The sequence below is a fragment of the Streptomyces sp. NPDC029292 genome, from assembly GCF_055569295.1.
On record NZ_JBVHXR010000038.1, the window covers coordinates 19,175 to 33,250 of the forward strand.

General features: G+C 68.0%; 12 protein-coding genes and 1 pseudogene. 5 read left to right on the forward strand and 8 right to left on the reverse strand.

What is annotated here, in order from left to right; genetic code table 11:
• Positions 1-133: 133 nt before the first annotated feature.
• The 5 genes from ACZ4WS_RS45450 (at position 134) to ACZ4WS_RS45470 (ending at position 3,892) form a co-directional block, all read left to right on the forward strand.
• Entirely contained in the window at positions 134-1,117 is a 984-nt protein-coding gene (locus ACZ4WS_RS45450) for a helix-turn-helix domain-containing protein (protein WP_467989788.1), read from the forward strand.
• Entirely contained in the window at positions 1,114-1,686 is a 573-nt protein-coding gene (locus ACZ4WS_RS45455) for a helix-turn-helix domain-containing protein (RefSeq protein WP_467989730.1), read from the forward strand. The genes ACZ4WS_RS45450 and ACZ4WS_RS45455 overlap by 4 nt, the downstream gene beginning before the upstream one ends.
• 194 nt (positions 1,687-1,880) lie before the next feature.
• Positions 1,881-2,594, forward strand: a complete 714-nt coding sequence (locus ACZ4WS_RS45460; RefSeq protein WP_467989733.1) for a ParA family protein — start codon at positions 1,881-1,883, stop codon at positions 2,592-2,594.
• Between the two features lie 605 nt (positions 2,595-3,199).
• Positions 3,200-3,457, forward strand: coding sequence for a hypothetical protein (locus ACZ4WS_RS45465; RefSeq protein ID WP_467989735.1), 258 nt, complete (start codon positions 3,200-3,202; stop codon positions 3,455-3,457).
• A gap of 123 nt (positions 3,458-3,580) precedes the next feature.
• Positions 3,581-3,892, forward strand: coding sequence for a hypothetical protein (locus ACZ4WS_RS45470; RefSeq protein WP_467989737.1), 312 nt, complete (start codon positions 3,581-3,583; stop codon positions 3,890-3,892).
• Between the two features lie 941 nt (positions 3,893-4,833).
• On the opposite strand, the gene ACZ4WS_RS45475 is transcribed toward ACZ4WS_RS45470, so the two are convergent.
• From ACZ4WS_RS45475 to ACZ4WS_RS45510, 8 genes and pseudogenes are all read right to left on the reverse strand, one after another.
• Positions 4,834-5,577 (reverse strand): HAD family hydrolase, encoded by a 744-nt coding sequence (locus ACZ4WS_RS45475; protein WP_467989739.1) that lies wholly within the window; start codon positions 5,575-5,577, stop codon positions 4,834-4,836.
• Positions 5,574-6,854 carry a hypothetical protein gene (locus ACZ4WS_RS45480; protein ID WP_467989741.1) on the reverse strand — a complete coding sequence of 427 codons (1,281 nt, stop codon included), beginning with the start codon at positions 6,852-6,854 and terminating at the stop codon, positions 5,574-5,576. The genes ACZ4WS_RS45475 and ACZ4WS_RS45480 overlap by 4 nt, the downstream gene beginning before the upstream one ends.
• Before the next feature lie 45 nt (positions 6,855-6,899).
• Positions 6,900-8,072: an ATP-grasp domain-containing protein gene (locus ACZ4WS_RS45485; protein ID WP_467989743.1), complete on the reverse strand. Its 1,173-nt coding sequence runs from the start codon at positions 8,070-8,072 to the stop codon at positions 6,900-6,902.
• Between the two features lie 275 nt (positions 8,073-8,347).
• Positions 8,348-9,298, reverse strand: a pseudogene (gene egtD / locus ACZ4WS_RS45490) (L-histidine N(alpha)-methyltransferase); the annotation flags it as partial.
• On the reverse strand, positions 9,295-10,476 hold the full coding sequence (locus ACZ4WS_RS45495) for an MFS transporter (RefSeq protein ID WP_467989745.1): 1,182 nt from the start codon (positions 10,474-10,476) through the stop codon (positions 9,295-9,297). The gene ACZ4WS_RS45495 and the pseudogene egtD, both read right to left, overlap by 4 nt.
• Before the next feature lie 80 nt (positions 10,477-10,556).
• Positions 10,557-10,970: a hypothetical protein gene (locus ACZ4WS_RS45500; protein ID WP_467989747.1), complete on the reverse strand. Its 414-nt coding sequence runs from the start codon at positions 10,968-10,970 to the stop codon at positions 10,557-10,559.
• Complete coding sequence (locus ACZ4WS_RS45505) at positions 10,967-11,989, reverse strand: DUF8094 domain-containing protein (protein ID WP_467989749.1); 1,023 nt, start codon at positions 11,987-11,989, stop codon at positions 10,967-10,969. Before ACZ4WS_RS45505 ends, ACZ4WS_RS45500 begins: the two co-directional genes overlap by 4 nt.
• 196 nt (positions 11,990-12,185) lie before the next feature.
• Positions 12,186-13,433, reverse strand: coding sequence for an MFS transporter (locus tag ACZ4WS_RS45510; protein WP_467989750.1), 1,248 nt, complete (start codon positions 13,431-13,433; stop codon positions 12,186-12,188).
• Positions 13,434-14,076: the final 643 nt, after the last annotated feature.

Genomic DNA, 14,076 nt, shown 5'->3' on the forward strand with positions numbered 1-14,076 from the left:
CAGCGCCTGTGCAACGGTCCACAGCACGGCAGAGGTTGACTCCCGCCAGCACTCACACGAGGATCTCGCAGCCCTTCGCGCCCGTATCGAGGTCACCCCGTGGCGTGGGGAGCGAGGACGCACCGCCTTGCGAGTGCTTCTCGCTCATCTCAACTTCGCCGAGACCGCTGGCGGCCGTCTGCACGCCGCGAGTGAGCGCCAGGCCGCCGAGCAAGCCGGGATCTCGCGGCAGACGCTGCGCAACGCATACGAGACCGTGCTGAGGCCGGGTGGGTGGCTCCGCCGGCTGCGGGTCGGCCATGGCAGGGAGGGCTCCACCTGGTACCTCGGCAACGGCCCTGGTTCCTCCGCACACTCCTCGTCTTCTCGTCAGAAGACCACTCAGTTCCCCCCCGCCCCAGCACTTGAGGAGTGGTCCACCTCCGAGACGGCCGCCCCGGCTGATGTCGACTCCACTGTCATCAGCCACCTAATGGCCCACGATGCCTTCGCCCACCACGGCCTGGGCAGCTCCGCTCTGTTGATCCTCGGAGCCTTGCACGCGCGCCCTAACCAGACCGTCAGCGAACTCGTCATCACCTCCTCCGTCTCACGCGCCACCGCCTACCGGGCTCTCCGTCGCCTCGCGCGCCACGGCCTGGTGCACCACATCGGCGAAGTCTGGTCACTGGCCCCCCGAGCCCTGGAGGGCTTCGGTAACAGCCATCCGGAGGCTGTTACCGACCCGCAAGTCGTGCCCTCGCACGGCTGGGACCTGGTCGCCCACCGATGTGGAACTGCAGGTACCGCGGCGAGCCGAAGGACACTCCACGCCGCAGAACGAGCGGCGTATCGGGACGCGCTGGAGCGGCTATCGGAGCACCGCTGCAAGGCCCTCGTCGTGGTCCGCGACGGCCATCAAGTGCTGGTGCCCGCCCTGCGTCCGGACGAGGTCCCCACGCCGTGGCGTGGGCCCGGCGGCCTCGTCATCAATCCGGCGACAGGGCGAATCGATCCGGCATGGCGGGTTGCCAGCGATGGGCGCTTGATCCTCATCACCCCCACTGACCAGCGCAGTTACGACGAACTAGCCGCCGCACACGCCGAAGCACTCAGGGAATGGGAGTCCGTTGCATGAACACGCAGCAGTCGACGTCGGATGAGGACGACGTAGCAATCACGCCGGAGGCCTTGCGCACCCGCTACGAATCCGGAGCCACGGTCGACGAGCTCGTTGCAAGCAGCAGGTTGTCGTACGGCACGGTTCTCAACCGGCTGCACGATGCCGGAACGAAGATGCGGACGTCGTGGCAGACCCGCAGGCTGCGCGAGGATCCACAAGCGCGCCAACGTCTCGCGGCCCATCTTCGCGCCCTGTACGACGAGCACGGCGCGACGCTCGCCGAACTCGCCGCAGCGGCAGGAGCAACGAGGCGCGGCGCCCGACGCCTGCTGATCGAGGCCGGCGGCACCGTGCGTACGACGCAGCAAACGCTGCGGATGCGTTCTGCAGCGCGGGCGACTGAGCGGAAGAAGCTCGCGCTGTCTCTGCGGGCGCGATACGAGGCGGGAGCCACGGTCCCGGAACTCGCCGAGGAGTGCAACTACTCCCGTGCAACGGTCTACCGGCTCCTGAACGAGGCCAACACCACCATGCGGCCCCGGCACCGCCACGGACCCGCTGACGGGACGAGGAAGCGGTCATGAGCGCGCTGGCACTCACTGACGTTCCGCGCGGCACCGCTCGCCACAAGGCCCCGCCCATGCACCATCCCGGCTGCAGTTGCGCGGCAAGGGCACCCCCGCTCGACCGCTTTCTCAGCCATGCCTCGAAGCAAGTGTCGACGTCGTCGACCCGCGCAAAGTCAACAGACCTTCCAGTTTCAGGAGATCAAGTACACGTGAACGAGAACACCCGTCACAAGACTCTGGCGGCGGCCACAGCCGACGCCTGGGACGCCTTCGTGATCGTCGTCGGCATGCTCAAGGGCGGCACCGGCAAGACCACCTCGGCCTGGTTCATCGCCCTCTACTACGCCGTTGTCCTGGGGCTGCCGACGCTGCTCCTGGATGCCGATGCGACCAGTCAGTCCGCCTATGACTGGTTCAAGGTCGCCAAGGCCGAGGGCTTCGAGATCCCGGAGAACCTCGTGGTCGAGCGGTACCCGTTCGATGACATCGCCGAGTACATCCGTGAGAAGCGTGCCGAGTTCGGCGCGATCGTGGTCGACGCCGGCGGCGGGAGCGCGAAGCTGTTCCACGAGGCTGTTACCGAGGCGAACCTGCTGCTCGTGCCGGTCGCCCCCACCAAGATCGAGCGTCGCAAGCTCGTGGCCACCTTCGACGAGGCCGAGCGCGCCGCCGCCCGCAACGAGCGCGACGTCACCGCCCACGTGGTGCTGGTCAAGGCCGACGACCGCACCAGCCTGCCCCGCACGGCGAAGGACAAGCTGCTGGAGCCCGTCGAGGGCGAGGGCATCGGCCCGGACCGCGACGAACCGTTCCCGCTCGCCGAGACCACCATCCACTCCTGGGTCCACTACATGGAGGCCTTCGGCGAGATCCCGACCGAGCTGAGCGAGTACGCCGAGCTGATGAAGGAGCTGACGGCATGACCGAGCGTATGAAGCCCCCGGCCCGCCGCACTGGTCGCACCCTCGGCGGCGGTGCCAAGAAGACGAACCCTCCCCCGCCTCCGCCGGCTGCCGAGCTCACTCCCGAGCAGTTCGCTGCTGAACAGGCAGCCGACCAGGGCGATGTCCGTCCCGCTGCCAGCGAGTCCCACGTTCAGCCCGCTCCTTCCGTGGTTCCGATCGAGGAGTCCGCGCAGGGCCGGACCGAGACGGTGCCCGAGGCATCGCAGACTTCCGCCCGGCCGAGCGATGAGGCCGCCCCGAGCGACGCCATGCAGGACCCAGTCACCAGTCAGCCGGTTCGCCTGACTGTCGTCGCCCCCGAGGCGCAGGAGGAATCCACTGTGGATCCAGCAGAGCGGCAGGTGCAGCCCGTGGTCCCGGCTGCAGAGCCCGCAGCCCCTGCAGGTCAGCCCACGCAGCCGGCCCACCCCGTTGCGCAGCAGGGGCAGTCTCACGTCACGCCCGCAGTTCCTGGCGCGGCCCCGGCCGCCGAGGTGGCGGTTCGCGCGGCAGTTCCTCCGGCGGCGGGTGGTACGGCGTTCCCGGTGAGGACCGATGCTCCAGGGGCTCACCGGGAACAGGACGTGCGATCGGAGGCAGCGCCGAGCGAGGGAACACCGTGGGCTCAGGGTCCCGGCCGTCCCAGGGACATTCCCGAGACTGCTGTCGTTCTCAACCAGCGCATCATCACGCGAGAGAGCCTCGACTCGTCGGTCCCCGCTGCGCTGAAGCTGAAGAAGCGGATCAAGCGGTTCGCTCTGGACAACGAACTCGATCACCTGCCCATTGGCGACATCGTCTCGGTCGCACTGGACGAGTGGCTCACCGCCCGCGGGTTCTAACGCGCATCAATCCCCTGGGTGGCCGCGAACGCTCGGCTCGTTCGCGGCCACCCGTCCCACCGACTATTCCACTAGTCGACTAGGCGGCTAGCTAGTCGACTAGTGGACCGACCGGAGCGCCCCGTGCCCGATCTCTCGCACCATGCCCGTCAACTGCGCGCCATGGCTGACGCCCTCGAAGCGCAATCCGACCTGACTGAAGACCCCTTGGTCCCTCATCCGGACACGTTGGAGATCATTAACGGCCGTCATACCAGTCGCGGGCAAATCAACTACGCCGTCCCCGACGATCTCCAGCTCCAGCGGCGTATCCGCCGTTACCACGCGGACCACGGTGTCCAGCACGGCGACATCGTCGCGCTGGCGCTCGACGCCTTTCTTCGTGCCAAGGGCTACCCGCCTGCCCTCAAGCCCACCAAGGTGGAGCCGTCGTGAGCGGAGCGGACGATCAGCTCCTGCTGGAGGACGTCGCTCCTCAGCTCCAGCCCGTGAACATGGGTGCTGAACAACTCTCGCTCCTTGGGGAACCGATGCCGATTCGGCTCCCTGCGGAACTCTGGCGTGTCTGGTTACACGACGAGGACGTTGTCGCACGGTTCGAAGCCAAGCGTTACGTCAGGCTGGCGGATCAATGCTGGCCGTGGTGCCACGCCGTCAGCTCGACCGGACACGGTTCCTTTCGTGCCGCGAGCCTTCCTGGACCGTCCCGGCGTGGAACCGTGCCGGCTCATCTGTTCGCCTACCAACTCGCCAATGGAGTGATAGACCGAACTGGCTGGACTGCTACCGAGGACCCGGTCGTGTGCCACACCTGCGACTTCCATGGCTGTACCAATCCGGCCCATCTCCGGCTCGGAACGCCAGCGGAGAACCGTGCGGAGTGGTCGCTGCGAAGGCGCAATCCCCACGGCCCTCTTGCAGATACGCGTGGGGCCGCTGGACGGACACGTGCCATCGCTCAGGCGATTCGCGCCGGGCTCGAAGCAGGACAGCCGCCCGAGAGGATCGAGCAACTCATCCGGGCTGCAGAGGAGGCAGGCCGCCCCCTCACCCTCTGGTGAAGTGCTGCGGGTGGCGTTCCTCCCAGCTGTCGATCAGTGGAGACCACACCGAACTGCGCGCAAGGTCGGCCGCCCATTTCCTCTCCGCCCCTACGTCGCGGAGAAACACTGACCGTCCTGCCCGGCGCTCCGTCCGACGGCCCTCCATCTCTCTTCGCTGGAGGGATTGGGGGCCGGTCTCCACGGCAGCCCGCCACACCAGGCCCAAGCCCGGCGCACGACCGCGCCCCGTCGTGACGGGCGGACAACAGGTTCGTTGTCTCGTGACCGGCGTCTGTTGAGGCTTGCTCAGGGCTCAGTGGAACCCAAGATGAGTCAGTTCAGGCTGTGAGCGTGAGCCACGGCAAACGCCGCTGCCTGCGCAAGGGAATCTGCAACGGGTACGCCGCTGCGCCGGAGGATGTCGGCGTGCGTCAGGCCGCCAGCGTGCGGCACGGGGTGAACCTGGTTGGCGAGAGCAGCCTGGACATCATCAACGGCATCACCGATGAGAACGATCGGGCGGTCCCCGATGGTCCGTCGCAGCATCGCCACGTGCTTCGCGAGAGGCTGTCGCTTGCTCCTGGCGGAGGGGCCCGTGCGTCCGTCGACGCGCAGGAACAGGGAGGCGATGCCCATGTCGGCGATGTGACGCGTCAGCCCATGGTGGGCGCTCAACGACAGCACGGAATGGCTGCAACCGCTGCGTATCAGCCTCGCAAGGAGGTCCTCGGCTCCAGGCACGAGCTGGGCTGGCGGTCGTCGGGAGTGGAAGTTCTCGAACGCCATGCTCGCCTGCGCCCGCTCCCGATCGGTCAGTGCGCGACCGAGTATCGCGGCACACAGGGCGGGAGCCGATGGGGCGAAGTGGCGCCGGATAGTGTCGAGATCGACCGGCTCTGTGCCCAGCGAAGCCAGGGCTGCGTTCACTGCGCCGACCTGACGCTGGACGTCGTCGGCGAGGGTGCCTCTCCATCCCCACACGAGGTGTGGCCGGTTGAAGTTCCGTGGCACGGGACGTGGCTTCCTCTCTTGATCAGGTGAAGGGTAAGGCTCCGTTATGGAAGATGGGACATTCACCGATGCCGGATTTTGTGAAGATCTGCTATCAGGGTCTGGATCCGGTGGTAGTCCTCCTCGATCGCCCCGGACCTCGCATGCGCAAGGACGATCTCGCAGGCCTCCCCGCCGGACAGGGTTGGCGCACTCCTGGAGCTGAATGAGCTCGGGTCCACATCTACGCACGCCGTGGTGGGCAGTGCGGCAAAGGCCTGCAGCAACCCCGACTCAGGTACACCTCCCTGCGGAACGTTCACGTAGATACGAGCCACGCGGCAGCGGGGGACGTCGATACCCCTTCGGTAAATGGAGAGGGTTCCGTCCAAGGTTGCGTCGATCGGGTCGAGCCCCGATATCTCCCACACGGCCTCATCGGCACGCGATCGGTTGGTGACGACGCTGGCGGACAACAGGACCGGGCCGCGCTCAGGATCGAACGCGACGTGGCATGACATCGGCCCCGATGCCACGCCTAGGGCGTCCAGAGCACTGCACACGTACAGGGACAGCCGGCGGGCCAGGAGATCGTGCCGGTGGAGGAGGTCGGTTCGGTCGAGCAGCCCCGTTGGAGCGTGAAGGTTTGCCCAGATGCCGGTAACAGCGTGCTGAGGACCGTCTGGGCCGAGCCGCGTGGCGCTGTCGACCACGTAGTGCCGTCCCTCCACTAGTTCTCGCAGGACAAGGGAGGCGTCCCCGGTGTGGCGGTAGGCAGACTCCTGAAGCTGCGGCCAGACAGCTGTGATCTGCGGCTTCGTAGAGCAGATGACCGGCCCCCCAGGCACACCGATCGCGGCGGAGGCCAGCGCGTAGGCAGAGGCCTGATGGCAGTCGGTCCAGGCGAGGGCCTCGGCGACGTTGGCGGTGCGCAAGGTGTGGGGCGCGGTGATCCCTGCCTGGGACAGGGCTTCTGCCTGAACGCCGCGGTCCGTTCGGAGCTGGGTCGAACCAGGGATGCCGCTGCCGGGGAGTCGGAGTTGCCAGGCGATCCGCTCGGCCAGCTCAACGCCTACCGGGCTTGCGGCCACCACGGCATCGACTCTGACCGTCCGCAGCTTCTTGACGGTGCGACGCAGGTCTCCGGCGTACTCGATGACGTCGGCGTACCCCTCGTCGGGCGCAACACCGCTGTAGGCGGGAGGCCGTGCGCCAAAGCCCAGGATGACCGCGACGGCGTCGCGTCCCCGCCGCGCCAGCACGTCAGCGTAGCCGGAGCCGGCTTGCGGAGCGATCACCGCGACGGCCGTCGTCCCAGCCGTATAGGGGGCAGGAGCCGCGACTGCAGCGCGGGCGGTGGTCATCGGGCGGCCTCCAGGGAAGGTGGTTGCGGGGCGGGCGGGTAGAGATCACCGTGTGCAGCTCGTGGTGTGGGCGGGACGGGAGATACGGACGGAGAGGTGGTCGGCGACCAGGCCGAGTCGTTTCGCGCAGTCCGCGGCAGTGGAGCCAGTGACGATCCAGTGCGCGATGCGGTCGTCGATGCTGGCGCGCGGTGGCGCGGTCACCTGGGTGCCGACGTCGCGCGTCCATACGAGCCGTTCAAGCCACAGCTGATCGTGTATGGCTCCGTGTACGTCGAGCCGTTCGACGTAGCCGGTTTGTTCGGGGTACAGGAAGCCGATCGCGGCGGCTTCCGAGCGGGTCGCAGTCAGGTTGGGTATCTCGCCTGCAGCGAGGGTTGCCAGTGCCTGGGGCAGGTTGACGCCGGTAGCCCGTTCGACGAGCAGCGGGATGAGGTCTCCTGCGAGTCGGCCGTTGACCTCGATCACCCGGAGACCGTCGGTGGTCAGCCGCAGTTCGATGTGCAAGACGCCCCGGGTGAGCCCCAGAGCCTGCACTGCTGCGGTCACGATGTCGGCGAGGACGGGGTCGGTGAGCAGTGGGTCCGCTGCGTCGACGCTGTGTGCGATCTCCTGGAACTGCGGCTCGGGGCCGAGCGTCTTGCGGGTGATGGCCACGACCTGCACCTGCTCCGGGCCGAGGACAACGGTCTCCACACTGATCTCGGGACCTGTCAGGTACTCCTCGACCAGGGCGCCGGGCACGGACCAGGCCTCCAGGCCCAGGACGCTGTCCACCAGGGCACGGTGGAACGCCGCGCGTACGTCTTCGTCGCTGTCGGCCCGCAGGACTCCCGCGCTTCCCGCCCGGCCTCGCGGCTTTACGACGACGGGGTAGCCCAGTCGGCGGGCGATCTCCACCCCCTGGTCGGCGTCCTCCGCAAGGAACGAGCTTGCAGAGGGGACCCCGTGCGCTGCCAGAAGGCGTCTCGTGGTGGCCTTGTCACGGCAGGCAGTAGCCGCTGATGGGGAGTTGCCCGGCAGTCCGAGTTGGTGTGTGAGCCGCGCCGTGAGTTCGACGAAGTGCTCCATGTAGGTGGTCACGCCGGCCACACCGAACTGGACTGCGGCAGTCTTGAGGAAGGCCTCCGCGGCCTCATGGTCGCGCAGGTCGACGGCCGCCTGGGCGGCCAGATATGGGCGGGCCCAATTGGGTGGGGCCTGGTCGACGAGCACCACGGGTCGGACGCGGGCGATTTGACGCAGAACGTACTCACGGAATGCGTGCGCTCCGGCGCCCAAGAGCAAGATCGGACGGGCTGAGACGTCGTGCTTGCCGGATGGCTGAGCGTCGGTTGCGCGTGCCTTCATTGCGGTGTGGCCTTTCACATCGAGGAACCGGAAGCTGCTGCTTTGTGCGGTGGGCGCAGTCGTCCGCAACCTCATGACGAACCCCCACTGGCGGAAGGCCAAGGCGACGCGTACGGCCGGAGCCCAGCCGATGGAGCCGTAGGTCGAGCCAGCGCGAGGCCGTACAGCTGGTCGACGGTCCACCACCGCGTGAGTGCCAGTCCCGACAAGGCCAGTTCGCGCCGCACTCCCTGTTCGCGGAACTTGGCCGATACCTCCGTCCGTATCTCCTCGCCGACCGCAAAGTCGACTGTCAGGTCGAGGTCGGGAATCTTGACGGTCTGGACTGTGCGGGACTGCAGCCGCATCTCGATCCACTCGTTGGCTGCGTCCCACCGGGCCACGTGTTCGAAAGCATCGAGATCGAAGTCGGCGCCAAGCGCTCGGTTCACGACGCTGAGTACGTTCTTGTTGAACGCCGCCGTCACGCCGGCCGCATCGTCGTACGCGGCGAGCAGCACCCGCTCGTCCTTGACCAGGTCGATGCCGAGCAGAAGTGAGTCGTCGGGCGAGAGCAAAGAGCGTATGGACGACAGCAACGTGGCGCGCTCGGATGGCAGAAGGTTGCCGATCGTGCCGCCCAGAAACGCCACGAGCCTTGGCCCGGGCGTGCCCGGCTGGGCCAAACCCGCTGTGAAGTCGGCGATCAGCGCGTGGACCTTCAGGCCGGGTCGCTGCCCAACAAGCGCGTGTCCCGCCTGAGTGAGCGCACTCTCGCTGACGTCCACCGGCACATACGTGTCGAGGTCAGGCAGGGCGTCCAGCAGGTGCCGCGTCTTCTCGGACGAGCCGGAGCCCAGCTCGATCAGCGTGCGTGCGCCGGTTGCCGCGGCGATGTCGGCCGATCTGGCGATCAGCAATTCCCGCTCGGCGCGTGCGGGGTAGTACTCGGGCAGTTCGGTGATCTTTTCGAACAGCTCGCTGCCGTGTTTGTCGTAGAACCACTTCGGCGGCAGCGTCTTCGGGGTGCGGGTGAGGCCGCGCAGGACGTCGGCGCGCAGGGCCGCATCCGTGGCTTGCTCGGGCAGGGTGCGGGTGATCAGGAATGGGCTCACAGAGTGTGCTCCTTGCCGCGTTCGGGGTCAGGCGTGGGCGGAAGTGTGTGCAGGAACGTCGGGTGGAGGTGCCTTCGGGCGGTGCCGAGAATGAGCGCGGCGGCAGCTGCTCCGGCCGGGAGGAGGAGCTGTGTTTGCGTGATGCCTGCGGCGGCTGTGCCGATGGCGCACCCGATGTCCAGGGCGGCGACCAGAAGGGCGTGGGCTTCCGTGGCGTGTCCAGCCGGTGCGAACGTGCTGGTCATGAGGAAGGCCGCGCCGAGCAGGGGGGCCATGGCCAAGCCGGGGATCGCTGCGGAGTACAGCGTCGTTGCGGGGCTTCCTGCGACGATCATGGGGAGCCAGCCCACGGCGAATCCGGCTGACAAGACGATCAGGTGCCTGTCTACGCTTCCGCGCCACGCCCGGGCCCCGTAGGCAAGCCCGCCCAGGACAGCCCCGATCGAGAGGGCCGCAGGCAGGCCTCCGGACAGTTGCGGGGCATCGAACTGATCAGCCGACTGCACGGCCAAGGGCGTGAGGGCACCGATGGTGACTCCGACACAAGCCATCGCCGCGTACAGCACCCGCAGGCTGTGCAACCGAATCGGACCGAGCCAATCGGGTCGGCGGGCAGCAAAGTTGGCGCCCGCGGCGCGGGAGGCTGGCGTGCTGACGAACAGGGCGGTGCCGATGGCGCCGACGACGGCGGTCGCCACGAGGGCCCCGGAAGCCGAAGTCGCCGTGACGATGGTGGCCACCAGCAGCGGTCCGGCGACGTAAATGAGCTCCTCAGCCGCGGAGTCGAGGGCCAACGCCACCCGCTGATGGGCAGGCGACGGCATCATCCCCCCGGCGCCCCACAGCGTTCTGAGTGCTGCGTCCAGAGGCGGCCGGGTTACTCCCGCGACCACCACAGCGGCCATCGCCCACCAGACGTCCGTGGGCCCGGTGGCCAGGGCGAGGAAGGCCGTAGCGCTCAGGGCAGCGCCAGCGGCGAGCGCTTGCCTCTGGCCGTACTGGTCGACCAGGCGGGCATAGCAGGGGCCTCCGATGGCGTTGGCCACCAGGTACACCGCGGCAAGTAGGCCTGCGGACGTTCCGAATCCGGCTCCGTGATCGGCGCTGAGGAGAATCGCCAGTGGGGCCATGCCGGTCGGCAGGCGCCCGATGAGCGTGCCGACAAGCAGCTTCGCCACGTGGGGCACCTTCAGGACGTCGCGGTACCGGACCGTGGGGAGTGATCTGCTGGCGGGCGTTCGCCGGCGTTCCAGTACCGTCACGGCTGCCGTGCCTGGACATGTCCGCCAGTGATGGCTGGCGGCGAATCCGGCGCCGTGGCCGCGGGGTGGAAGGCCTGCTCCCAGCCGGGGGTGTTCCACCAGGCGCTGTGCGCAATGCATCGCAGGGCCCAGCCCATCGCGCCGACCTGCCCGTTGAAGAGGTCTTCGTTGGTGGCCGCAGCGAGTTCTCGCTTCTGGTTCCACTCGGTGTAGAGGTCGAGCACTCCCGCCGCGAGTTTCCTCTCGGCGAGGCAACCTGTGGCCTCGACTTCGGCGAGGCGCAGGGCAACGAACTGCGCGAATCTGGCGTCGCGCTCTCGGGCCCAGTTGTCATCGGGAGGTATGGCGGTGAACCGAAGCCTCGTCTGCGTGTGAGCCCCGTTCAGCATCGTCTGCCGCGGCGTCCTCATCGCGAGTTCACCATCCGGTCCTCAAACGCAAGGACTGCGGGTTGCTGTGATGGCCTGAGGACCGCGACCGCCTGGCTCTGGTACTCGTCGGTGATGACGGGCCGGGTCTTGCTGTTGTAGACCCTCTCCGTCGGGCCCGGAATGATCGCGCCGCCTTGCATGAACCGCTTATGCAGGAACTCGGCTTTGAACGCGCTCGGGAAGACCGCGAGCACGCCGCCGTCGGCCATCCGCAACGCGTACACGGTGGGGTTCGCCGGCTTGGCAGCGAAGTAGTTGAGGGTGCGCCAGCTGCGGTCTTCGTCCTTGTCGCTCTTGTTTCGCGTCTGGTAGCTCTCGATGTACTTCTTGGTGGCCTGTGTGGAGGCCAGCTTCCACCCCTCCTTCTTGCCTCCGGTCGCCATCAAGTCCGCGAAGGCCGGGCCGAGTTGGTCCGGGGCGAGAGCTCCGACCGGCTTGGACGGGTCGACGGCTGCGGCGAGGCCGCTCTTGTCGAGCGCGACTCCGGGTATGGGTGTCCCGTCCTCGTATACGGCAGCTGTCATCTTGTAGGTGCCGCCCACCTTGTCGAAGATCAGCAAGCACTCCGGCTTGTCGGCCCCGGTGGAGGTGGCTCGCACCGCGAACCAGGAAGCGGTGCCTGCCTGCGGGATCAGGTACTTGCGGTTTTGGTAGAAGAAGGGGGACCCGTACTCCTCCTGGTCCTCCTTCTTCCAGGTCTTCCATTGCTCGTAGTCCGCATGGGACTGGACGTTGACCTGTCCGGCCTCGACGGTGGCCAGCAGCCTCTCGTTCTGGGTGGCGTTGGCCTTGTTGTTGACCTTCTCGTAGTGGTCCACGATCTTGGCGGCCTCGGTGGCAGTCACGGCGCCGGCGGGGGTGGGACTCTCGCTCGGTATGCGGGTGTCGGCGGTGTGGTCTTTGTCCGCGCTGCACCCGGCGAGGGCGGTTGCCGTAGCGGCGCTGATGACGAACACAGTCAGGTGGCGCAGGCGCCGCGACGAGGATGGGTGTCGCATCGTGCGTCGTACTCCTTCTGTACGGAGGGATGTGCCGGTCTGTGGTGGGCGATCCGCCTTGCCGGTCTGCACGTGGTCGGCGAGTAGGCGGCGATTCCAGGGCGGCTCAGGGAGCACAGGGGATCAGGCAGCGGCTCGTGACGAGCCGCGCTGTGGCGGTGCAGGCCGACGGCGCGACTGGCCGTGGTGAGGCCCGTCACGCGTAAGTCCTTGGTGCGCGTGACGGGCGGTGCAGGAGCGATGCCAACGGCAGGCAGAGTGCTGCACCGAGGAGTCCGGACATGAGGGTCGTCACGGCGACGAGGTGGTGGCCGCCGTGGGCGAGCGCCCATCCGCCGAGTGCAGGGGCGCACAGAACCGCGGCCGCGAGCGTGGTGCCCCAGATGCCCGCGTAGACGCCTCGACTCGACGGCGGCGCGATCCTGTTCAGGACATCGGTGGCGGCGACGAAAGCGATGATCTCGCCTGGTACAGCCAGCGCCGCGGCTGCGCTGTACCCGATAGTCGAGGAGGCAAGCCCTGCGGAGCCCATCCCTGCACCGAGGATCAGCCCGCTCGTACCGAGCAGCCCCACCATGGGAGCGGGACGTCTGGCGCGCCGTACGAGCCAGGGATTGAGGATCGGCGACAGTCCGATCACGGCGGCGGCGCTGGCGACCTGCGTCCATCCGTAGGCCGTGGGCGGCAGGCCGTCCTGGGCCATCATCATCGGGAGCACGGAGAAAAGGGCAGCGACCGGGATCAGGGTCAGAAGGCTCGCCAGCCACAGGAGCCACAGGAGGGGGTCGCTGAATGCTTCCCGATGTCCTCTCGGCCCGAGTGCCTGTGCCGGGGTGGTTGGTGGGATGACCCGAAGTACGACGACGGCGAATGCGGCGCACACGAGTGCGTTGCACCAGAACAGTGCCGGGATGCCGATCGGTCCTGCGAGGGCTCCCCCCACAAGCCCGGTGGTGGCGGCGCCCAGGTTGACGGCGAAGTGCCGCCAGCCGGTGATGCGGGCACGACCCGGTTCGTCCGGGATGGTGTCGGCCACGAGGGCAGACATGATCGGGCGGGGCGCGTCGTAGACAAGGCCGGAAAGGGCAGCGGCGATGCCAAGGGCCATCGGGGTGCGGGCCTCGGCGAGGAGCGGGAAGCTCACCGCGGCGAGCGTCATTGCGCTCGTGAGGGTGGCCCGGCGGCCGATCCGGTCGGCCAGCCAGCCGCACAGCAGTTGGCCGGTGAACCAGCCGGCGCCCCATAGCGCCAGGACCGTGCTCGCGACCGCAGTGTCCAGATGCAGGTCATCCAGGCGGTAGGGCAAGTACGGGTAGACGAATCCCGCGGCGCGCACGGCGAATGTCCCGATGAGCAGCGCCCAGATGACCGGAGGCCACCGTTTCGGCGCTGGGGACGGGGATGACTTGATCGGTGTCTGGGCGAATGAGGTGATCGCGGGCACAGGGACTCCAGTTAGCCGAGGGGCTGCGACGCCTCACGGCACGGGGGTGGGGGCCGGAATGAGTGGTCCGTTCAGCTCCCGTCGTCGCGATCAGTCCTCGCGTGCGGCTGAACTCCCGTTGATGCTCGGGGTGTTGGGTTGGAATCCCGGGGCCCTACTTGGTGTTCGGCTTGAGCCAGGTCACGTACAGGCGGCTGGCTGCCAGGAGTCCGGACTGCTGTTCCAGGGCGGTCACAGCAGAGGAGTGCTGTGGAGTCGAACGTCGCGGATCGCGCCGCGCCATCCACCGAAGGCTCTCGTTCTCGGCGGTCGGACAGGGCCCGCAGGGGCGTGCCAGGTGATTCGCGGAAGAGCTGGGGCCGCCGCTGCCGGAGTCGCGCGAAGGCCTTCAAGCGAGTGGTACGCCGGTGTCGAAGGATGTCCACGGATGTCTCCGTAAGAAGAGGAGGCGAAGCTTCTCGGCGGCTGTTACCGGTCTCTGCCGTGCCACGAGCCCGGCAGACACATCGCGGGTGCCGTGCACTGCGAATGCCGCGGTCGAGAGGGCGGGAGCTGGACGGCGGAGGGGGGGGGGGGGGGGGGGGGGGGGGGGGGGGGGGGGGGGAGGAGGGGGAGGGGAGGGGGGGGGGGGGGGGTATGCGGG